This is a genomic window from Desulfobacter hydrogenophilus, from assembly GCF_004319545.1.
GTDB classification, from domain to species: domain Bacteria; phylum Desulfobacterota; class Desulfobacteria; order Desulfobacterales; family Desulfobacteraceae; genus Desulfobacter; species Desulfobacter hydrogenophilus.
In genome coordinates this window covers 979567-1002460 of the sequence record NZ_CP036313.1, presented here as the reverse complement: position 1 = coordinate 1002460, position 22894 = coordinate 979567, and the positions used below count along the sequence as shown (strand labels likewise).

The 22894-nt window shown below is 47.3% G+C and carries 18 protein-coding genes and 1 pseudogene; 12 read left to right on the top strand and 7 right to left on the bottom strand.

Annotation, left to right across the window (positions count from 1 at the left end; all coding sequences use genetic code 11):
• Positions 1-53 precede the first annotated feature (53 nt).
• The 4 genes and pseudogenes from EYB58_RS04360 to EYB58_RS04340 form a co-directional block, all read right to left on the bottom strand.
• A complete protein-coding gene (locus EYB58_RS04360; RefSeq protein ID WP_111953483.1) occupies positions 54-4910 on the bottom strand; it encodes an alpha-2-macroglobulin family protein in 4857 nt (1618 codons plus the stop codon).
• 143 nt (positions 4911-5053) lie between these two features.
• Positions 5054-5281: pseudogene (locus EYB58_RS24685) on the bottom strand (amphi-Trp domain-containing protein); the annotation flags it as partial.
• 274 nt (positions 5282-5555) lie between these two features.
• Complete coding sequence (locus EYB58_RS04350) at positions 5556-5867, bottom strand: DUF503 domain-containing protein (RefSeq protein ID WP_306464087.1); 312 nt, start codon at positions 5865-5867, stop codon at positions 5556-5558.
• A 632-nt stretch (positions 5868-6499) separates the two neighbouring features.
• Complete coding sequence (locus EYB58_RS04340; protein ID WP_111953487.1) at positions 6500-7900, bottom strand: flavocytochrome c; 1401 nt, start codon at positions 7898-7900, stop codon at positions 6500-6502.
• Between the two features lie 503 nt (positions 7901-8403).
• Between EYB58_RS04340 and EYB58_RS04335 the strand changes: the two genes are divergently transcribed.
• The 5 genes from EYB58_RS04335 to EYB58_RS04315 all read left to right on the top strand — a co-directional run bounded on the left by EYB58_RS04335 (position 8404) and on the right by EYB58_RS04315 (position 13314).
• Positions 8404-8937 (top strand): MarR family winged helix-turn-helix transcriptional regulator, encoded by a 534-nt coding sequence (locus EYB58_RS04335; protein ID WP_111953489.1) that lies wholly within the window; start codon positions 8404-8406, stop codon positions 8935-8937.
• Positions 8938-8974: 37 nt separating this feature from the next.
• Positions 8975-10195: a quaternary amine ABC transporter ATP-binding protein gene (locus EYB58_RS04330; RefSeq protein ID WP_111953491.1), complete on the top strand. Its 1221-nt coding sequence runs from the start codon at positions 8975-8977 to the stop codon at positions 10193-10195.
• Between the two features lie 43 nt (positions 10196-10238).
• Complete coding sequence (locus EYB58_RS04325; RefSeq protein ID WP_170299763.1) at positions 10239-11084, top strand: ABC transporter permease; 846 nt, start codon at positions 10239-10241, stop codon at positions 11082-11084.
• Between the two features lie 24 nt (positions 11085-11108).
• Positions 11109-12143 (top strand): ABC transporter substrate-binding protein, encoded by a 1035-nt coding sequence (locus tag EYB58_RS04320; protein WP_111953493.1) that lies wholly within the window; start codon positions 11109-11111, stop codon positions 12141-12143.
• A gap of 253 nt (positions 12144-12396) precedes the next feature.
• A complete protein-coding gene (locus EYB58_RS04315) occupies positions 12397-13314 on the top strand; it encodes a (Fe-S)-binding protein (protein ID WP_111953495.1) in 918 nt (305 codons plus the stop codon).
• Between the two features lie 37 nt (positions 13315-13351).
• On the opposite strand, the gene EYB58_RS04310 is transcribed toward EYB58_RS04315, so the two are convergent.
• Genes EYB58_RS04310 through EYB58_RS04300 form a run of 3 tightly spaced genes read right to left on the bottom strand, consistent with a single transcriptional unit; the run spans position 13352 to position 15802 of the window.
• Positions 13352-14353 (bottom strand): ABC transporter substrate-binding protein, encoded by a 1002-nt coding sequence (locus tag EYB58_RS04310; protein ID WP_111953497.1) that lies wholly within the window; start codon positions 14351-14353, stop codon positions 13352-13354.
• Positions 14350-15117 (bottom strand): ABC transporter permease, encoded by a 768-nt coding sequence (locus tag EYB58_RS04305; RefSeq protein WP_111953499.1) that lies wholly within the window; start codon positions 15115-15117, stop codon positions 14350-14352. The genes EYB58_RS04310 and EYB58_RS04305 overlap by 4 nt, the downstream gene beginning before the upstream one ends.
• Entirely contained in the window at positions 15107-15802 is a 696-nt protein-coding gene (locus tag EYB58_RS04300; protein ID WP_111953501.1) for an ATP-binding cassette domain-containing protein, read from the bottom strand. Before EYB58_RS04300 ends, EYB58_RS04305 begins: the two co-directional genes overlap by 11 nt.
• 732 nt (positions 15803-16534) lie before the next feature.
• On the opposite strand from EYB58_RS04300, the gene EYB58_RS24680 reads away from it, so the two are divergent.
• The 7 genes from EYB58_RS24680 (at position 16535) to EYB58_RS24400 (ending at position 22887) form a co-directional block, all read left to right on the top strand.
• Positions 16535-16798 (top strand): hypothetical protein, encoded by a 264-nt coding sequence (locus EYB58_RS24680; RefSeq protein ID WP_423201850.1) that lies wholly within the window; start codon positions 16535-16537, stop codon positions 16796-16798.
• A 424-nt stretch (positions 16799-17222) separates the two neighbouring features.
• A complete protein-coding gene (locus EYB58_RS04285; protein ID WP_111953505.1) occupies positions 17223-17426 on the top strand; it encodes a helix-turn-helix domain-containing protein in 204 nt (67 codons plus the stop codon).
• Positions 17427-17458: 32 nt separating this feature from the next.
• The gene (locus EYB58_RS04280) at positions 17459-18958 is read left to right on the top strand and encodes a type I restriction-modification system subunit M (protein WP_111953507.1); all 1500 of its coding nucleotides are present in this window, start codon (positions 17459-17461) and stop codon (positions 18956-18958) included.
• Entirely contained in the window at positions 18955-20460 is a 1506-nt protein-coding gene (locus EYB58_RS04275; RefSeq protein ID WP_111953509.1) for a type I restriction-modification system subunit M, read from the top strand. Before EYB58_RS04280 ends, EYB58_RS04275 begins: the two co-directional genes overlap by 4 nt.
• Positions 20457-21545, top strand: coding sequence for a virulence RhuM family protein (locus EYB58_RS04270; protein ID WP_111953512.1), 1089 nt, complete (start codon positions 20457-20459; stop codon positions 21543-21545). Before EYB58_RS04275 ends, EYB58_RS04270 begins: the two co-directional genes overlap by 4 nt.
• A 2-nt stretch (positions 21546-21547) precedes the next feature.
• A complete protein-coding gene (locus EYB58_RS04265; RefSeq protein ID WP_111953514.1) occupies positions 21548-22759 on the top strand; it encodes a restriction endonuclease subunit S in 1212 nt (403 codons plus the stop codon).
• Positions 22756-22887, top strand: coding sequence for a hypothetical protein (locus EYB58_RS24400; protein WP_278186357.1), 132 nt, complete (start codon positions 22756-22758; stop codon positions 22885-22887). The genes EYB58_RS04265 and EYB58_RS24400 overlap by 4 nt, the downstream gene beginning before the upstream one ends.
• Positions 22888-22894 lie beyond the last annotated feature (7 nt).

The following is a 22894-nucleotide window of genomic DNA, read 5'->3' as shown; positions in this document are numbered from 1 at the left end:
TGATGCTGTCCAGAATCCGGTCAATCTTTGTCTGAACTACGCTGTCCGTCATGTCAGTTGCCAGCGGCACCGGGAGCGTTCACACGGGTTCGGTCAACGGTTTTACCCACACCCCGGATATAAGGCCGGTACATGTCTTCCACCAGTGACGGTGGGACCTTGAAAACACCGGGACTGACCACCCGTACGGCGTAAAAAATCCGGCAGGATTCACTGTATCCAAGATTCAGGGCTGAAATAAATCTGTCATCCCTGTATTCGGTGTGGGTTGTATTACAATCGTCATGCCATTGGGAAATGGTTTTGCCGGCCACCTTTATATCATCAATGAGGAATGATCCAGACACATTGGGGTCTTCCAGCTCAAATCCGGCCGGCAGCATGTCCACCACCAGGGCATGGGGCAGTTGCTGTTTTTGGGATTCAATCTTTAAGGCCACAATGATCCGGTCCCCGGCAGTCAACTTGGAAATATCCACTGGCTTTGCGTTGGTGTCCAGAAACTGCCTGGATATGCTCACACCCCGGCTTTGGGGGACCGGCAGGCTGTTGGGGTATCCGGTGAATACAAGATCCAGGTAAATATTTGATTTTCCGGTGTTTTTTACTGTGAATCCTCCGGCCGCAGTACCCTTTGTGAATATCACCCGACCCGGACCTTTCCCTGTGTGGGCGCCGGTTTGGTTTCCAACGGTCACATCGGCCGCCCATGCCCCGGCCGGATGGGCCAGTTTGGCCGCGCCTGCCATGACCAGGCTGTTACGTTCCTGGGTGGAGAGCCACTGCCGTTCTTTTAGCTCGGCAGCAAGGTCGTGGAGGAACACGCCCCGGAAGGTATAGTCGGTAAAATAGGTGGTGACATAATAGTAGGCGGCAGCCAGGTCCCGGACATTGGAACCGTAGTCACCGCCATACACCTGTTTGTCATCCCGCCGGGTTCTCAGGGCCAGGTCAAAGGCCTCAAATGCCCTGGTACGGTCACCGGCAAGTCCAAGGGCCGTGCCCGCATGGATCAGGCTCAAGGGTGTGGGATGGTTGGCTTTCACATAGGCATAAACATTCCTGGCATCCGCAAGTCCCAGGGAATTGACCCGGGCAAGGATAAAGGCGGCATAGGCCCGGGTGGCCGCCCTGAACATTTTACCGTCGGTCCATCCCGGACTCCGGATGGCCTTGGGGCGGCGAACATATACGGCAAGGCGGGTAAGGGCCTTTTTCACTGCACTCACAGGCACTTCATATCCTGCGTCCACCGCTTCGACCATCATATGGGTGGCATAGGCGCTCAGCCAGGGGCTTTCCGGGCTGTGGGTATTCCACAGGCCAAAGGCACCGGAGCTTTTCTGTTTTTCAAGCAGGCGCTGGATGCCGTGCCTGATTTTTTCACTGGTGGCTTTCCTGGTGCCTGATTCGACACCCAATTGCGCAAATTGATCAAAGGAGAGCAGTATATGGGGGAAAAACCCTGATACGGTCTGCTCCAGACATCCGTACGGATAGGCCAGCAATTCACTGACATGCTGGGCCAGGTTCACCGGCGGCTCTGAATCCAGGCTGGCCATTACGGTTACCGTCTCGGGCACCAGGGTGTTCACGGCTGCAGACGGCATGGAAAAATGTTGTCCCGGTGTCAGTATCTTTTGCCAGGTCCGGGTCTTCTGGGGATAGGGAGACCGGGTTTCTATGAACCAGGTTTTGGTCATTTCCGGTGATACACCCGGCCCCTGGATGCCTTTTATCCGGCAGGTGATGTGCGCCCGACCCGTTGTGCGTCCTGCGGTAATCGGCAGTTTGAGGCGTTCACGTTTATGGGGTTCCAGGGCAATGCTGTGATTGGCCTGGTCTGGGATAGACACCGGCCCGAAGATGTCCGTTTCCAGGGTTATATTCTGGACAATATCTGTTAAGTTGTTCAGTTCCAGCATGATAAAGCCCTGGTCACCGCAGGAAAGAAAACGCGGCATGGTGGCCTGGACCACGATGGGTGAGGCCAGGATTATCTCCTTGTCCCCGGAGCCAAAGGTGTTGTCCGTATGGGCAATGGCCATGATCCGTATCTGTCCGTCAAAATCCGGAAGTTCCAGCTGGAATACGGCGTTGCCCTGGGCGTCGGCGTTAATCATCTTTTGATGGATGGCCAGGATCTGTACATCGGTTGAGGGTCGGTCTCCGCCCCGGGTCAGGGTTGCCATATCCCCGCCAAAACGCATTCTTGCATAGCTGCCGTCTGCGGCTTCAATGAGTTTTTGGTAAATGTCATGGAGCTCGGGGCTGTATTTCCGGGGTTGAAAAAAGTAGCCAAAGGGGTCCGGGGTTTTAAACTGGGTCAGGTTTAAAATTCCGCAATCCACGGCAGCCAGGGTGACCATGGCGTTCCTGGCCGGTTTGCCGTCGGCATTCGTCATATTGACCGTCACATCCACCCGGCGGTTGGGTTCTGTTTTTTCCGGGGCCTGGATATCAACGTTCATACGGCGGTCGGTGCGGTCAAGGGGAAGGTGGATCAGTCCCACGGACCGCTTGGGCAGTTTTGCATTTCTGGGTTCTCCGGGCCGGATCACCAGTGCGGATACATACAGATCGTGGCGCGTCCAGTCCGGATCAATGGTGATGGCAAGCTCTTTTCCCCGGGCAGGAATATCAATGGGCAGGGTTAAAAGATTGTCTGCGCCATCCACAAATAAAAAACCTTTTCCGCCCTGGGGCGCCTTGACCGTCACCCGGGCCGTGTCTCCGGCCAGGTAGCCGGGTTTGTCCAGGGTCAGATCCACCCGGTCCGGCCGGTTCATGTTGCTCTGGCCCTGGCCTTTGGGGCGCCAGCCGGCCCAGATGCTTTTGGTACTTGTCAGGCCTGTGGCGGGATTTTTTATTTCCAGGCGGTAGCCGCCCCATTCCACGGGGACATTTACCTGGGCCTTGCCCTGGTCCGGAATATCAAGATCAAACCGGTCCACGGGATAGAACTGGCTGTTGCTGCCCCAGTGCCATTCATCGTTTTTATATTCCCAGTAATATTCCCGATGCTCCCGGATCACCGTGACCTTCAGGCCCTTTGCAGCCTTAAGTCGACCCTGGGTATCGGCCAGGATCACTTCAAATTTTGCGGTGTCATTGTTGGGGACCTGATCGGGGTCATCTTCCGTGCCGGACATGTTTCTTATGCCCACAAGAATTTGGGCCGGCCACACCTGCCAGGAGGCGTTTCTGACCACCGGGCGTTCCCCGGAATCGTACAGGCTTACATTGGCGGTGATCCAGTGGGGAGAGCTCACTTCTTTCCACTGATTCTTCACCTTAATAACGCCTTTTCCTGTTTCATCCAGATGGATGTCATCACTGGTGTTGGTGGTGTCGACAAGATCGGTGATACCACCGAATTCAAAACCGGGTAAGGCTTTTGGGAACAGATCCCGCGCCCGTTTCACGTGGATCACGGCATTGGCACGGCTGCCACTTGCAGGAGCCCCGTACAGAAAGTCTCCCTGGATGTGGATGGCAAGGTCTTTATCCGGGGACAGAATGTTGTCGTCCGCCTGGTCAATGACCAGCTTCATGCGTTCGGGCAGAAATTCGGACACCAGAAAGGGATACGCTTCAAAATTGTCATCGCCATTGGAAAATTTTACCCGCCATTTTCCTGTCAGCGCATTGGCGGGCAGCTGAAAACTGGTGTTGAAATGGTTGCCTTTGCCCGGCTTCCAGGTAAATTCGCGAATGGTTTTTCCGTCGGGTTGAACCACCTTGGCTGCGACCTTTATCCTGGGCGCCGCCCGGCCATCCTGGTTTCGCAAGATGCCGTCAATCACAACGGTTTCCCCGGGACGGTAAATGTCCCGGGGACCGTATACAAACAAATCCAGGGGCCTGAACAGAGCCTCGCCCATGGCAAATTCCGACAGATCAAGGGACGGGGTATCCATGGCCATCAGGCTGATATGATTTTTTTTCGAAACAGACACCAGAGAAAGTTTCTCAAAATGTCCTTTTATAATGCACAGGCCGTCTTTATCCGTTGACTGCTCAAACAGGACCTTGCCACTCTTGTCAAATCCCGTGATGACCGCTTTTTTAATTGGGTCTGCCGTTGAAAGGCTCTGGATGAAAAACTGGATGGCGGTGTCATATACCCTGGCATGCACCCCTAAATCGGAAATGGAAAACCAGGTCATGCGGTAGCCGTATTCATAATGGCCCGCACCCCGGAGTACGGCAATATAAATACCGGGCGTTTTAAGTTCCCGGATATGGGTGATGGGGATGTTGAACCGGCTGCGTAAGTCCTTTTTTATGTCCAGATCCCAGCGGCCGGTATAAATAATATCTGCGATGTCGGATAGCTCATCGGACTGGTAATGTCTTAAATAGGTGGCATCCCAGAATTCATCCTTGAAATCTGTCAGCCGCTCCGGCCGTACCCTGAAAAAATCAATGTCTGCCTGTTTGATGTTTAAGCTGTCCACGGGCAGCCCCTTGATCAGGTCCGTGGCCAGAATGAATCCCGTGGAACCGAATGCGATCATGGGTTTGGCCGACCGGGTGGTCACCTCGTATATGATTTCTTCGGCCAGGGCCTCACCATGGGCCGGTGCCAGTCCTTTTCTCACATGGATGGTATAGGCGGTGTCCGGTTTAATCTGAGTGAAATAGACCACCTTTGTATCCTTGGTCAGTATCCAGGCACCGTCCACGGGAGTGTCGTCGGCTTGTTCAATAAGACTGAAATACTTGCTTAAGTCCTGTGTCGTATTCAGGGGTAAAGAAAATGTAACGGCCAGGGCGTTTTGTCCGTCCACAGTCTGCTGACCGGCAAACCGGGCTTCAAGTTCTGCACTTATGCCCAGACCCTGAAATGCGAAAAAAAGCAGGCATAATGATATTACCGGTAAAAAAAGCAGGCGAAAATATTTCATGATTATTATCCTTCATTGGTTTTCCATGGGGTGACTCTTTATGCCCCTATACCGGCACAGGCACTCAACAAATAATTCGGGGGGACACAATGTTAAATTATTGTGTCCCCCCCGAATTAAAAGTTGTTGTTAAGTCGCATTCGTCACTTTAGTTGTAGGTTTGTGGGGCCATTGCCATTGTCAAACCATTTAATTTCAATTTCAAGGCTGTGTTGAACGCCCTTCTTTTTTTTCTCTTCGTTCTCCACTTGTATTTCCAAGGTCAGGTCTTCGGGTATTCGAAGGGTCAGTTCTTCGGCACCTTTACTTAATATAATGGTGCCTTGTGAGACTTTGTCGGCAAGTTCGTGAAAAAAAGAACTGACGTCCGTCCTGTTTTTTTCTCCTGGCTTTTAAACAAACGAGTTTTTTCCCATGGCTCCTCCGAAAATAGAAGTAAACTTTTTGATAATTTGTTCCTATGGTCAATGACTTTTATTTTTTTGCTCAGTTTTTGGGCCTGCTGAAATTGACTGGAATGCTTTTTGGCAGTCTTTTTAGTAATCCGAAAGAGGTCCAAAATGGAGCAAGTCCAAATGGAACCTTTAGCCACCCCAAATTAAACGTATACAAATTTAAAAGCCTTTGCAAGTCTTAGCAGCAATTCTAAATATGAATAATTTCCATATGCGTATCGACAATAACGGCAAGTCCGAACCGGTCAGCTGCATTAAACACTTTATCCACCTTTGAGTTGATCATCCTTGCATCGTTGCCCACCAGAGCAAATCCTATCTGGGCCCAGTCGTGGCTGTCATTAAGGCCTGTTTCTGCCACACTGATGTTAAAACGGTTCTGCAGCCTTGAGATAATGGATTTAACAACAGAGCGCTTGGCCTTAAGAGAGTGAACATCATAAAGTCTGAATTTGATCTGCCCGATTCCAACAACCATTTTTTTAATTTCATTCAGGGTCAAAGGGGTTTTACCTCCTGCTTGTTATGTAGTCTCGTTCCGGTATCCCGTTGCCATACGATTACCCCCTTCACCTTCATCCGAATAGGCCTAAGACTTGCCAAATGTATTGGAATTCTATACAGTTGACTCACTTTTAAGAATATGTTCCGTTTTCGGCATACACAAAACGCTTGAGAGGGACCGGGCGCTCTACGCCGTTTTTGGAACTCTTTGGTTTAACAAAAGAAAAAGCTTTAACAAAGGTTTCGGCTATACTCCGCCTGGCCCTTTATCTGTGCGTTCGGCGATAGATAAAAAGGAGTATCATGAAAACATATACTGCAGTTATTGAAAGATGCAATGAAACAGGCTTATTTGTTGGTTATATCCCTGGATTTCCAGGAGCTCATTGACAATATCCCAATATTGCTGAGACAAATCATTAAGGATATTGGGCTTACAACCGAAAAATTCATACAAAACAGATGATCTTGCCGAACGAATCAGTCAACCGGACCTGAAAAAGCTCCGCAGTATGTGGTTTAAGAAAATAAAAATTTTTAAAATTCTGGGGACAATACAGTTTTTTATTTGAAACGATATCATGTCCCCGGAATTTTACCCGGAATTTTAATGCCGGGCCGGACTTACCCTCAGCCTCGCTCCGCAGCAGCATTCCGGCCCGCGATTCGTCCAAAAACAAGGCATTCGGTAAGTGCGCAACTTCCTAATCGATCAGCGCCATGAATGCCGCCACAAACTTCACCGGCTGCGTATAGGTTTGGAATCGGCTGGTTGCCAACATCAATCACCTGGGCGTCTGTATTGATTCCCACACCTCCCGGGGTATAATGGACTTTTGGCCACAGATGCATGGCAAAAAAAGGTGGGCTGGATATTCGTTGCGCAGTTTCCAAGGGTTTGGCAAATTGATCTGTTTGGCCTTTCCTGATCATTTTGTTGTACTCTTTTACTGTGGAAGTAAGCGTATCAGACGGTATTTTATAGGCCTTGGCAAGATCTATCAAGTTACTGAATTCATATACCTTTCCCGTCTTGAGACATTTTTTTAGACTTTGGGGATCATGTTCTACCCCTTGGGCATCCATAATCCCGACACAGGGATGCCCTGCTTTAAAAATAGCCATACTCCGTTGCTGGCGGCCTGCCCACTCGCTTACGATACGGCGGCCGGTTGAGGGATCGACCAGGATTCCATTGGGGTATAACGCATACGAAGCAAATCGTGATCCGGAACCATAGCCGACTTCATCAACACAGCCCCATGGGCCGGTCTGAATCCAGGACAAATGGACAGGCACCGCTCCGATTTTCAAAGCGGAGCTCAAGCCTTCAGCCGTTGCACCACGGTGGTTTGTGGAGGTGACAGTGGTGTCCAGATTTGGATTTTGCAGCATCCGAAAGGCAACATCATTGCCAAATCCGCCTGTGGCAAGAATCACTGCCCGACGGGCTCGAATATTTTTTTGTCCTTTAAAGCCCAGGTCATTGTGATTATATCCGGTTTTGATTCGAACGCCACATACTTTGCCGCTGTCATCAGTCAGCAAATTTGTCAAAAGGCATTGTGTCCTGATTTCCACTTCCATTTGTTTCAAACGGGACGTTTGCGCTTTGACTATATCTTTGCCGGAATGGCTGCTGGTTGTCAGGCAACGGGCGACTGAATGCCCCCCGAAACGATCCAGGCGATCCATGAATTGAACGCCCAGTTTCATTTGGAGCCACTCAACGGCCCCAGCTCCCTGTTCTGCGAATGTCTTTACCAGGGCAGGGTGGTTGAGGTTTAATCCGGCCTTTAATATATCTTGGTAAAACAGTTCCGGCGAATCTTCTATGCCTTGTTCTTTTTGTAGTCTGTTCCCAGGTGCGGCCAAGCCTCCGTCACTGATTCGAGTGTTGCCGCCTGTGATTTTCATTTTCTCTAAAACAATGACCGATGCACCTGCTGAGCGGGCCTCAATTGCGGCACTGCAACCGGCAACGCCGCTTCCTATTACAACAACATCTGTTTGTTCATCCCATGTAATCATTTTTTTTTCCTTAAAAAGACCCTGCGAGCATATTACTTTGTGCTCAAAGTAATTTTATCCAAAACTAAGGTTGACATTGTTTTGAACACAAACTAATAATTAGAGTACCGTATGTACGGGTAATAACGTTTTAAGGGCAACTATATATTATATTTTTACACTTTTCTACTTAATTTTAGTGTGGTTTGAATACTAAATATATGCTGAATAAAGCCAGGGCTCTATGGATTTTTGTTTCAGGCAAGCCTGCACCAAACAACGGAGCCTGTCTTTAGTTTAGAACCGCAGATTAAATAACTTGAACGAAATAACTTGCCTTTTGGTCCATCAACTTCGTTGCATCAAAGGTTCAATAGGCCTGCTATTCAACCTTTGATGCGCCTTGTAGATGAACCAAAATTCGGCGTTATTTCTGCCCAACTTATTTAATCTGCGGTCCTTAAGGAAGAATTTTATAAAAATATTTTGAATTAATTGTTTTCAACACGATTAGAAAGCATTGAATGGAAACTTTACAAAATAGTGGCAATGTAACTGACCTTGTACTTGCTGCCTTGCGAAAAATTATGCGGTCCATTGAACTGCACTCCAAATCCCTTGTTAAACGATTCGGCCTGACAAGCCCCCAGCTGATCGTTTTACGGGAAGTCAACGCACATGGCCAAGTCACAGCGGGTGAAGTTGCCCATGCCGTCAGTTTAAGCCAGGCCACTATTACCGGCATTTTTGAACGCCTTGAAAAAGGCGGTCTGATTACCCGGCAAAGGAGTCGTGATGATCGAAGAAAGATTTTGGTGCAACCCACCTTAGAAGCCACAAAGCGTTTAGCAGGGGCGCCACCCTTGATGCAGGAATCCTTTGTTGAGGCCTTTGACAAGCTGCAGGACTGGGAAAAATCCATGATTCTGTCATCCCTGCAGCGACTGGTTTCCTTGATGGATGCCCAACATATAGATTCTGCACCACTTTTTGCAGCCGAACCATTGGAGACTCCCAAGAAGGACCAACCCTTGGCGACACCAAATTTGAAACCGTAAAATTTCCGGTCCATGCTGACAAATGGAGAAAATAAAAATGGAAAAAATTGTTATTGAAAATCTTTATAAAATTTTTGGTCCAAATCCTGAAGTGGCCTTGGAGATGCTCAAAAAAGGGCACTCAAAGGATGAAATCATGGAAAAGACCCGCCATGGTGTTGGCGTGGCCAATGCATCCTTTAAGGTCAATGAGGGTGAAATCCTCGTGGTTATGGGATTATCCGGAAGCGGCAAATCAACGCTGGTGCGATGCATCAACCGGCTGATCAACCCGACTTCCGGCCGGGTCCTGGTTGACGGCCAGGATGTTACCCTCCTGAACAAGAAAGAACTCAGGCATTTTCGACAAAAACACTTTGGAATGGTATTTCAGAATTTTGCCCTTTTCCCGCATCGAACAGTCCTGCGCAATGTAGAATACGGATTGGAAATACAGGGTGTAGCCCCTGAGGCCCGGCGTGAAGCAGCCATGCAGGCGATAGACCAGGTTGGTTTAAAAGGCAGGGAAGACTCCATGCCGGATCAGCTTTCCGGAGGCATGCAGCAGCGTGTGGGCCTGGCCCGGGCATTGGCCCTGGATGCCGATATTATGCTGATGGACGAGGCGTTCAGTGCCCTGGACCCCCTTATCAGACGGGACATGCAGGATGAGTTGCTCGATCTGCAGGAAAAAATGCAAAAAACCATAGTTTTTATCAGCCATGACCTGGACGAAGCCATCAAGCTCGGGGACCGTATTATTCTAATGAAAGACGGCGTCATTGTTCAACAGGGAACCGCTGAAGATATTCTGACAAATCCGGCCGATGAATATGTGGCAAGTTTCGTAGAAGATGTGGACATGACAAAGGTAATCACTGCTGAATCAGTCATGAAAAAAAGCGAGATCATGGCTTATTTAAAAACAGACGGCCCCAGGGCTGCGCTGCGCAAAATGCAAAAAGCCGGAATTTCATCTATTTTTGTACGCGAAAAGGGCAAATGCGTAGGCATTGTCACTGCTAAAAATTGTAGAAAGGCAGTTGATCGAGGAGAAAAAACACTGCACACTATTTTGGAAAAAATAATTCACAAAGTAGCGCCTGATGTACCGGCCAACACACTTTTTTCCATGCTCGGTGATGAAACCCCGCATCCAGTGGCTGTGGTAGATGAAAATGATCATTTGCTCGGCGTGATTGTTGTGGGCCTTTTACTGTCCAGATTGGCTGAAACCATGCAGCCTGAAATCAACGAGTCTGCAAGCAAAAACGCTTGAAGATCTGTTGCAAATTTATGAATTTTAAGGAGACATAAATATAATGCAGTTTCCAGAAGCCATTGATATTCCTTTAGATGTGTGGGTGGATGCAGCCATGGACTGGGTGCTTGCCACCTTTAGCGGTTTTTTTGATTTGCTGGGACAAATCATTCTTTATTTCATGATATATATTGAAAAGTTTTTTCTATGGATCCCCTGGCCTGTATTAGTCATCGGAGTGGGGCTTTTTGCATGGCGAGTTACGGGACGCTGGTGGTCCGGCTTTTTGATGGGTGCCATGCTGTTTTTTATTGGTGCCCTTGGGCTTTGGAAATTGGGTATGATGACCCTGTCCCTTGTGGTGGCATCCGTGCTGATTTCACTGCTCATAGGCATACCCTTTGGCATTGCCATGGCCAGCAGCAACCGGTTTGAAGCCGTTCTAAAACCAATCCTGGACGGCATGCAGACCATGCCCAGCTTTGTTTACTTGATCCCGGCCCTGATGCTGTTCGGCCTGGGCAAGGTGCCGGCACTTTTTGCAACGATCATCTATGCTGTTCCCCCGGTGATTCGCCTGACCAATGTTGGCATCAGGGAAGTCTCCCCAAGTGTTATTGAGGCAGCCCATGCGTTTGGTTCCAGCTATTGGCAGATTTTGTTCAAGGCCCAGCTGCCGCTGGCCAGGCCCACCATCATGGTCGGTATCAACCAGACAACAATGATGGCCCTGTCCATGGTTGTCGTCTCCTCCATGATAGGCGCTAAAGGCCTGGGACTTGAAGTTCTTCTGGCGATTAACCGCATCGAAGTCGGGCGGGGATTTGAGGCTGGTTTGTGTATCGTTTTTATGGCCATTGTCATTGACCGCATTACATTTGCTCTGGCAACAAATAAGAAGCACTGATATCAATAACTTAAGGAGAAAAAAATGAGGACAATTAAAAAAAATGTGCTGATGTTTATGGCAGTAATCATCTCCATGGCATTCATGGGCGCATTAACGCCGGCCACAGCCCAAAAAACCATTGTTTTTGCTGATTTTGGATGGGACAGCGCCCAGGTACATAACCGTATTGCCGGTTTTATCATCGAAAAAGGGTTGGGGTATCCCGTCAAATTTACCCAGGGTGAAACCGTTATGCTCAATTCAGCCCTGATCCAGGCCAAGGGACCCGAAGCCCCCAATGTCAATATGGAAACCTGGACGGAAAACTGGCAGGAACTTTATGACGAGGGCCTTGCCAAAGGTAAAGATGCCGGAACCAAGGAAGGATTCATCAATCTTGGGGCCAATTTCCCCAACAGCGTACAGGGATGGTATGTGCCAAGATATATTGTGGAAGGCGACAAAGAACGTGGCATCAAACCCCTTGCCCCTGACCTTAAATCCGTGTTTGATCTGCCTAAATACTGGAAGTTGTTCAAAGATCCTGAAGATCCTTCAATGGGCATTTTTTACAGCTGTATTCCCGGCTGGTCATGCTCCCAGGTCAATGATCAAAAGTTTGAAGCATATGGTATCAAAGAAAAATACAACATCATGCAGCCCGGCAGCGGACCTGCTCTGGCCGCTTCCATGGAAATCGCCTATAAACGTAAAAAACCCTGGTTGGGCTACTACTGGGCGCCTACATGGGTCCTTGGTAAGCTGGACATGTATCAATTAGAGGAACCCGCATTTGATCAAAAGATTTGGGACACAACAAGGGCCTGCGCCTATCCTGCCGTAAAATGCGATATCCTTGTCCATAAAAAACTGCCCGAACAAGCCCCTGAAGTCGTTGAAATGTTAAAAAAGTATGAAACCACGCTGGATATTAACAACAAGTTCCTGGCTTATATGCAGGACTCTAAAGCCGATACGGATGAGGCAGCCCAATGGTTTCTCAAAGAGTACGAAAGCTTGTGGACCCAATGGGTTTCTGCTGATGTTGCCGCCAAGGTTAAAGCGGCTATGAAATAAAACAGATAAACCTTAGGGATGAGTCAGAAATAACTTAACCTGGGAGCGCGGGCGTCCCGCCCGCATGTCCGCAAGTATTGTAAAGATGCGGGCGGGACGCCCGCGCTCCCGGATATAGTAAAATGAGCGAGTTATTTCGTTTAACTTATTTCTTCTGCGGTCCTTAGGATAATCAACATAAAAATGACGGTCTATGATCATTATGTAAAAGAAAAACAGCGATTTTTAGAAAATTGCCTTCAATGCGGGCTTTGTGACCAAGCATGTCCGATCCTGCCCCATACGGATTCAAGCAAAGACACCTATCAGCAAATCCAAGAACAGGTCTTTCATTTTATTGACAAAGGCCTTTTTTCAAAACAGGCTTATACCAAAGCATTTTCCTGGATGCAATGTCTATTTCCAGCCGGAAAAACTATTGAATGCCCTGGATATTATGGATGCCATCGGGGATGATTACTCATTTTTGCCGGGACTTGATTATTGTTGCTCAGATTCCCATCTGTTTTTCGGTGCTGTCAAAGAAGGTGGGAAAAAGGCTGAGGAACTTATAACAGCCCTGTCGGAGTTTAATCCTAAAACTGTTATATTGTGGTGTCCCACTTGTCATTGCCGGTTTAAAACAACTCTTTCACTTTCAATGAAAATTCCTTTCAAAGTTATTTCATTTCCCCAGTATCTGGCCGAAAATATGCATAAGTTGCAGCTCACTGATGCCGCAGCAGGAACCGTCACCCTCCATGAAGGCTGTAAGTCAGCTTACACCGGTGTTGATATAAACGGCCCCCGTGATGTGTTAAAACGATTGCCAGGAGTAAATCTGGTCGAGATGGCGCATTATGGCCGTAATACAATGTGCTGCGGCAGCGGTGCCATGACCTGGTTTCCGGACAGCTGCAAGCATATCCGAAAACAACGCCTGGACGAAGCCGGGAATACAGGGGCTGATCGATTAGTAACCATATGCCATTATTGCAGCCAGACTTTTGTAACTGAAGAACCGGCATATGATTTCAGTGTGGATAATTTTGTTAATCTGGTCGCCCTTTCCATGGGCATCCATCGTCAAGATAAATTTAAACAATACACCCTGTGGGCTGACAGGGACATGATTGTCAAAGATGCCCAGGCGCGTATCGCATCATCACCTTTTGCAAAAAAAGAATTTTAGATGTACTGGAATTTTTATTTTTCTTCATAACATGATTCTACTTTTTGGGTCCAACGAGACGGCTTGTCACATCAACCGGGGCCACGATCTGTTTTTCTTTGACCATGATGCGTTCAGTCTGCTGCCATGCCCCAACATCAATGATGCCGATGTTTGTACCTTTGTCCGGTTTGATCAAAGGCCGGGTGGCTTTCAGCTGTTTTTGGCGAATGTCGTCTTTGGTGCCTTTATCCTTTTTTTTGATTTGGGCTAAAACTTGGGGTTGATTGGCCGGATCCATTGCAAATTCCCAGGCCGACAGCAGCGCCGTCATAAATGCTTTTACCGTTTCCGGATGTTTTTTTATCATGGAACCTGAGGTCACAACCGAGTTGGCCACAAAGGATACACCGTAGTCTGCGGGGTTGAAAAATTTTACCTGCTCGTTTTCCGCGGATAGTCTTTCTTCCAGGATGACCCCCTGGGAGTTGCGGTATATCGGCCACACATCCACTTCTTTTTTTAAAAACGGGGTGAAATTAAACCTGACGCTTGAGATGCGGACATCTTTTGAGGTAAGTTCTGCTTTGGCTAAAAGGGTGTTCATGATGGTTTCATCATTCCCTCCGAAGGTGACCCCGATATGCCGGCCTTTTAAATCGGAAAGGCCCTTGATTTCAGGCTGATCCGACCGGTAGATCCACTGCATGGGGTTGACCTGAAACAGCTGGGCTAACACCACCACGTCAGCGCCTTTTTCAAGGGCCCGGATGACCTGGTCGGCAGATGCCACGCCAAAGTCTGCATATCCCAGCTCCAGCTCCTTGATGGCATTTTTCCCGGCCCCGCCTTCATTCACGGAAACATCCAGTCCTGCTTTTTTAAAAAAGCCGCCGGTATCGGCAATGATGTCACCGGCCACTGAGGTGTTGAACAGCCATTTCAGGCGGTAATTCAGCGTTTCGCCTGCAAAGGTGGGGGCAGTTGCAAAAAAAAGTGTCATGCAAAAGACTATAAGTCCTGCCCTGATCACGGTGTTGGTTTTGATTTTTTGAATCATATCAGATCTCCTCCCTTTGGGGTGAACCATTTGTTTTTCATCTGTTCACCGACAGTTTCCAAAATGCCTTGGTAAACCGAGATGATAATACCAATGGAAAACAGGGCCACAAGAATGCAGGCAAGATCGCTCTGGTACAGGGCGATGCGTATACTGTAACCAATGCCTTGGTCTGCGGCAATAAATTCGGCCACAATGGTCCCTGCCATGGCCAGTGTGGATGATCCTGCAATCACTGTGGTCAGCTTGTTTAAATTTTCAAAGGCCCGGATTTTGACTTCCAGCTGCCAGCGCATCCGGCCGGTGGCAATATAAAAATGTTCAATGTCCTTTATGGGCGAGGCCATGATTCCCAACACCGACAGGAGCAAAGGAAAATAACAGATCATGGAGGCAATGAGCAGGCGGGATAAAAATCCGTCCCCCATGAGAATAAAAATGATCGGTGCCAGGGCAACAATGGGATAGGCCTGGATGTTGTAAGCCATGACCTTGATAAACGAGCCTGCCCAAGATGATTTACGGCCGATGATTCCCACAAAAAAGGCCATGAAAATGGAAATCATCTGGCCCAGTACAGTGACGGAAAGGGTATTGAGCACGTCAAGAAAATAGCCGGCCAACATTCGGTGTGCCGTATCAAAAATCAGCGCTAAACCGGGGATAACATAGTTGGACAGGCCAGCACCGTATTTGATGGCTAAAAGCCCGGTAACACCTAAGCAATAGACAATCAGAAACTGGTAGATTCGTCTAAACAGCATTCATAATCTCCAGCATGGACCGGTCAATGGCCTGGGGGGTGGCCGTATATCCTGTTTTATAATTCTGGCCTTGCACCACGACGGCACCTTTGCCTTTTCCGGGATGGCTTAACACCAGGATGTCTTTGCAGAATCGTGCCACTTCCATGAGATTGTGGGAAATATAAAGAAACAGCTTGGTCGGAAATATCTCTTTTATGGCCAGGACAATGGTTTCCCTCAAGGCTTCATCCACATTGGCAAGGCTTTCATCCAGTATCAGTAAATCAAAGTCCTGGATAAGGTAACGGATAAGGTTCATCCGGTTCTGCTGGCCCATGGACAACTGGGAGAATCGTGATCCCAAAAAGGCGTCCACTTTGAAAATTTTGATAAGTTCCTTTCTAAGATCTGAATTTTTTGGGGGGCACACCTTCTCCAGGTGGCTGCCGGTACAGGACCAGCCGGGCAAGCGTTCCTGGTTGTAAGAATACAAGATGGTGGAAATGCCTTCATAAATCAACGCATCGCCCCCGGGGCCATTGTTGCCACCGGCAAGAATTCTTGCAAAAGAGGTTTTCCCCACGCCTGATGGCCCGAAAACAGCATTAAATCCCGGTGCGGCCATGGAAAAATTAAGATTTTCCAGAACCGGTTTGTCCGCCTCCGGGTAGGTGAAGGTCAGGCCCCTGCATTCAAACCGCATAGCCTTCTCCAATGGGGGTATATGAACATTACAATAACTCGTTGAATTACTTTTATATTTAGTTGTGGATTGAGCCTGAATGTCAATATACCAGGTCAGCCCATGGTGTCGTTTAAACTGGCTAATCCATACCGGGTCTGGTACGAAAAATCAACGTTAAAGGGGCGTTGGACAAGGACAATTGCCTTTTGTCTATCTTTTCATTGATCCGGATTCCATGAAGATCCACGTCTTGGGCAAGAATTCGTGTTTCCGGCAGATCCTATACGGGCAGTAGTTACAAGTCACATAATAGACAGATTGTGAGGTTAGAATTGAAGATAAATGTTGAAATCATGCTTTCTAACCCATTGAATTTATTATAACCGAAATCTACATGCGATTGCCCTGTCTGATCATGGTCTATCAGTTGAAAAAATAGATCATGATTTGTAAAATATTCGGTTGAGGCCTATTCCCAGGCGAAAAGACAATTTTTTATCAAAGGAGAGTATCATGAAAACATCAAATGCAATCGACACTTTTCTTGGTTATCAAAAAATGAATTCAAAAAAAACACTATAAAAAATTATCAACTTTTTTTGACCGGTTTTAAAAAAGATTATGGCAATTCAGAAATATCAAAAATCACATCCGAAGATATCATGGGGTTTTTGGCCAAGCGATGAAATTATTTTCAAAATGGATAATTCCAGAAACCGGTTGCTACTGGAATAGGTGGTCAGAGGAGGTATGAGAGTTGGAGAGGTCCTGAAATTAAAAGTCAAAAATGTACATGGCCGGAAACTGGTTTTATCAGAACCGAAAAGCGGAAATCAGACCGAAATTGTTTTTATCCCCAAAAAAGTAGCAGATCGACTACGGAATTATATCTCCTCAGTAAATATTGAAGATGACCACAACGTGTTCCCAATAGGATACACCAGGGCCCGTGAAATTGTTCAAAATGCAGGGAAAATGATAAATGTGAATTTGAACCCCCATGATCTTAGATGACACGCCGCTACTTACGCCAGCAGGTCAGGGGTTCCCATTGAAATCGTTTCAAAAATAATTCTCCGCCATGCAAATATATCAACTACCCAGCGGTATCTTGGAAAAGTCAGCGATACAGAGGCTATCCACTGGATTGATAATCTTTACAAATAAAATTTTTGGGGATTGGTAGAAACCGATCCCCGATTTACCTTGAAAATCTTGTACCAAGCCAAAAAGACAAAGTGTTTTTTTATTTTTTGATTCGATGAGAACGATCAAAAACAGGTTAAATCATTTTAAATCATAAAAGGACGTTTGACTTTATTTCCCCATTTGAGTAGCTTAACAAGAAAGAAAAGAACGAGTCCGTATAGAAAAGCAATCTGTATCGACTCAGTTGAAGGCTATCAAAGATTTATCAAGCCCTATAGGAGTTTTATACATGGTAGACTTGGATGATCGCTGGTTGTCAGTGGACGAAATATGCAAACACCTCGGGGTCAGTAAAGACACCGTTTACAAGTGGATCGATAAGCACGGAATGCCCTCTCATCGAATGGGACGCCTGTGGAAATTTAAAAAAGAACAGGTTGACGCTTGGGTTGAGGCTGGCGGCGCGGCATCTGACAGGACCGATGAAAAATAAGATTAATACCTCGGAAAGATTGAAGACCAAAGATGAATGATAAAAAAAGCAAGCTATCGCTTAATGACCTTGAGCGTCATTTATGGGAAGCGGCACATATTATTACAGGACCTATCGATGCGTCCGACTATAAAACATACATCTTTCCCATACTTTTCTTTAAGCGGGTTTGTGACGTTTATGATGAAGAATTTGAAGAAGCCATGGAATTTTATGGCGACGCAGAGATGGCAAAAGCATCTGAGCAGCATCGAATAGAGGTACCGGGGGGGTGCCATTGGGACAATGTCATTGCCGCAACAAAAGATGTTGGCAAAGCGCTGAAAGCTGCTTTTCTTGGAATCGAAAAGAAAAATGACCGTCTCTATGGAATTTTCGGAGATGCGCCTTGGACCAATAAAGAACGACTGCCGGACCATCTACTCCTCCAGCTCCTGAATCACTTTAACAAAATAAGGCTTGGTGTCGGTCATGTTCGTGATGACGACATGGGAAGAGCCTATGAATATTTGATCAAGCGATTTGCGGATAAGGCCAACAAAAAGGCCGGGGAATTTTATACGCCACGCTCAATTGTCCGTTTGATGGTAAATGTACTGGACCCTCAGCCCGACGAAACCGTTTATGACCCAGCCTGCGGAACTGGCGGCATGCTCTTGGAAACCGTTCATCATGTGCGTGAACATGGTGGGGACCCACGTTTGCTGAAGCTCAAAGGGCAGGAAAAAAATCTGACAACTGAAGCGATCGCCCGGATGAACCTATACCTCCACGGTATGGAAGATTTTGAAATCAGGCGTGGAGACACTCTGAGAGATCCGAAGTTTTTGACTTATGACCGCCTGGAACAGTTCGACTGCGTGATCGCAAATCCTCCTTTCAGCCTAAAGGAATGGGGCCATGAGATGTGGTCTTCTGATCCTTTTAACAGACACACGTTCGGACTGGCACCCAAGACGAATGGTGATTTTGCATGGGTCATGCACATGTACACTTCCATGAAGGAAGGCAGCGGCCGGATGACAGTTGTTCTTCCTCATGGGGTTCTGTTCAGATCCGGTACGGAAGCGAAGATCCGGAAAAAACTCTTGGATTTGGGTGCTATAGAAGCGGTGATTGGACTGGCAGGCAATTTATTCTATGGAACAGGCATTCCCGCCTCCATTCTTGTTTTGAGAAAATCAGTCAAAGCAAAATCACCGGTGCTGTTTATCAATGCGGAAGAAATCTATACCAAAGGCCGAGCTCAAAACACAATGTCCAAGGAACAGGCCGACGAGATATATCAGCTTTACAAGAAACAAAAGCAGAAACCTTTTGAGGAAGAAGGCGTTACCCGCTGGGTTGAGTATGCCGAACTCAAGGAAAATGATTTTAATCTTAATATTGCAAGGTACGTCCAAAAGCCGCTCGAAGAAGAAAAGATAACCGTAGAAGAAGCCCTCCGGGATTTCAAAGCCAAACTGGCTGAACTTGAAATTGCGGAAAATGAACTGGAACTGCTGCTTGAACGGGAGGGGTTTGAACTATGAGTCTTTCACAACAACAACTGGAAAGCATGCTCTGGGGAGCAGCAGAATTCTTAAGGGGGCAAATCGACGCTTCCGACTACAAACAGTATATCTTCCCGCTGCTTTTCTATAAAAGGCTATCTGATGTTTATAAGGACGAGTATGAGGAAGCCCTTGCCTTTTCGGATGGAGATGACCAGTTCGCGGTATTGCCTGAGCAGCATCGTTTTATAATTCCCGAATCCGCCCGTTGGAACACGCTTCGTGAAACCTCGACCAACATCGGTGCTTTCATACAAAAAGCGCTGCGGACCATAGAGAAAAGTAACCAGCGTCTATATGGCGTATTCGGTGATGCACAATGGACCAATAAAGAACGGCTTCCGGATCATCTGCTTGCATCTCTGGTGGAACATTTCAGCAAGATCCCTCTGGGTATAAGCGCAGTGACCCAGGACGATCTGGGGGCGGCTTACGAATACCTTATTAAAAAATTCGCTGATGATTCCGGCCATACAGCCGCTGAATTTTATACCAACAGAACGGTTGTCCACCTCATGACAAGAGTCATGGAGCTGAAACCCGGTGAAAGCGCCTATGACCCGACCTGCGGCACCGGCGGGATGCTTCTCAATGCGGTGATGGATTTGCGAAAGTGTGGCAAAGAATGGCGCACGGCAAAACTGTTCGGGCAGGAAGTGAACCTGCTGACCAGCGCCATCGCCAGAATGAACATGTTCCTTCACGACATTGAGGAATTTGATATTCAGCGTGGGGATACCCTCGCGGAACCGAAGTTTCTTGAATACGACCGCTTAAAGCAGTTTGACGTTATTTTTGCCAATCCGCCGTATTCAATCAAGAAATGGGATAGAAGCAAATTCAGTGCAGATCCTTTCAATCGTAATGAATTCGGTGTGCCTTCTCAAGGTTGTGCCGACTATGCATTCTTCCAACACATCATCAAAAGCCTGAATCCCAAAACCGGCAGAGCTTCCATGCTTTGGCCCCACGGCGTACTGTTCAGAGATTCGGAAGCAGACATCCGCAAGAAGGTCATTGAGACCGACATGATTGAGGCTGTCATCGGCCTGGGGCCCAACCTGTTTTACAACTCTCCCATGGAATCATGCGTGGTCATCCTGTGCATGAACAAACCAGAGGGAAGAAAGAATAAAGTGCTGTTCATAAACGGTGTTAAGGAAGTAACCCGGGAAAGAGCATTCAGCTTCCTGAGTGACAAGAATCTTGAACGGCTGGTGGCGGCTTATTTTGAGCCGGAAGGCCATGAAGAGATCGCACGATTGACGGATATTGAAGAGATCAGAGAGAACATGCACAACCTCTCGATCCCTCTGTACGTTCACAACGGCACAAATGGTGATGGTCAGAGTTTGGAGTCAACCATCGAGGCTTGGCAGGTCGGCCGGGTTGAACTCAAAAAGCAGTCTAAGAAACTTTTTGCAGCATTGGCTGAAATTGGGATTATCCTCAATGACCAGGAAGACAAGGTGGGAGTATGACAGATCACAAAAACAAACCACATAAGGCTGATGAAAGTGGGTTAGAGCCCGCCAAAGGACAGTTTCTGGTTTATCAGGCTGAGGACGGTAAACTGAAACTGGATGTTCGTTTTGAAGATGAATCGGTATGGCTTTCCCAAAGATTGATGGCGGAGCTGTTTCAAAAAGATGTTCGAACCATCAGTGAGCACATACAAAATGTGTATGATGAAGGCGAGCTGGCTCCTGAAGCAACTATCCGGAAATTCCGGATAGTTCAAAAAGAGGGGAAACGAGACGTTGCCCGCATGGTCGACTTTTACAATCTGGACATGATTATTTCAGTTGGCTACCGGGTGAAAAGCCATGTGGCAACCCGATTTCGCATCTGGGCAACTCAGCAACTCACCGAGTTTATCAAGAAAGGATTTCTGCTGGACGATGAACGCCTGAAAAACCCGGACTTGCCCTTTGACTACTTTGAGGAACTTGAACGGCGTATTCAGGATATTCGCACTTCTGAGCGTCGTTTTTATCAGAAAATTACCGATATTTACGCCACCAGTATCGACTATGATCCAACGCTGGATATGAGCATTGAATTTTTCAAAACAGTCCAGAACAAAATGCACTGGGCGATTACCGGACAGACCGCAGCGGAAATCATTCATTCAAGAGCAGATGCCGACAAGCCGAACATGGGTCTTACCAATTACCGTGGTGCCAAAGTCCGCAAACAGGATGTGACCATTGCCAAGAATTACCTTGATGAAGATGAACTGGCGGCACTGAACAATCTGGTTGAGCAATACCTGATTTTTGCACAGGGACAGGCCATGCGCCGCGTTCCTATGTATATGTTGGATTGGATAAAAAAATTAGACAGCTTCATGACTCTCAACGATCGGAATATTCTTACACATGCTGGCAAAATCTCACATGAAATGGCCAAACAATTGGCGGAAGGTGAGTATGATAAATTTCACACGAACCGCCTGACTGAATCGAGCAAGCAAATCAGCGATTTTGATAAAGTGGTTGGACAGATTGAATCCACCTCCAAGAAAAAACCGCAAAGAGCTAAGAAAAAATCCGAGGATGTGTAGCCATGGCAATAGAACTTTCAGATAAACAGATAAAGGACGGGTGGCAGATCGTTAAGTTCGGGGAGATTGCCAAGAACATCTCGAAACGTGTGGAGCCGTCAGAAACAGATTTAGAGGTCTATGTCGGCCTTGAACATATAGACCCTCAGTCACTGCGTATTGCTCGACGAGGCGTTCCGGCAGATGTAAAGGGACAGAAACTCCGTGTTCGCCCTGGCCAGATCATCTTTGGTAAACGACGCGCCTATCAGAAAAAAGTTGCTGTTGCTGACTTTGAGGGGATCTGTTCGGCTCATGCCATGGTTCTTGAAGAGGTGGTCGGTAAAATCATTCCCGGGCTGCTGCCTTTCTTCATGCAATCAGACATGTTTATGGATCGGGCAGTAGCGATCTCGGAAGGGTCTCTTTCACCAACCATCAAGTGGAAGGCCCTTGCGATTCAGGAATTCCCACTGCCGCCGATTGAGCGCCAGAAAGAGATCCTCGAAGTGCTGGAGAAGGTCGAGGAAGCTATTTCTCGAAGTGAAGTTGCTTTTGACTCTGCAAAAATACTGAGGAAAGCAATTAGGTCAAACTTCTTGTTTAAAGGATGCACAATTAAACAAACTGAAAAAACTCACTGGGGAGAAGTTCCAAAAGGATGGAAAATTCAACCTCTCTCTGAAATGGCTCAGATAAATCCCCGATATACTCTCGCTAAAAGTGAACCAATCCAGTTTTGCGAAATGGCGGCCGTAGGTAATGATTCAATGTCTATTGAGGGTGAGATCGAAACACGAGAGAAAGTAAGTGGTGGCGCAAGATTCAAAAATAAGGACATCCTTTTTGCACGAATAACGCCATGTGCTGAGAACGGAAAAATTACAATAGTAGATTTCCTGAAGGAAGATAGCGTCGGGGTTGGATCTACTGAGTTTATAGTAATTTCACCGCGCAAAACCAGTAGCGAGTATTTATACCATTTGTGTAGAACTAATAGGGTCCATGGCTATGCAATCAAGCGTATGGCAGGGACTACCGGAAGGCAAAGAATCCCCAATGAAGTCTTTGACGAAATAATGATTCCAATTCCTCCAAGTGAGGGGATGAGTATCATCGAAGAACAGCTCCATAATGCTGAAAAAACAGTTATTTCGATTGAATCTAAAATATCTCGCATGAAAATGCTGAGAACCTCATTTTTTAACGAGGTATTTATAGGAGGTGTCCAATGATCTTCAATGAGAGTTGGAAGGATGAAGGCGGAAGGCTAAAGGCTGAAACCGAAAATGCGCTAAGGGACCATCTCGCCCACCAGCCCGTTACCGCTCAAAACCGGAATGGTGGCTGCAAAAACTGGTGAATATATT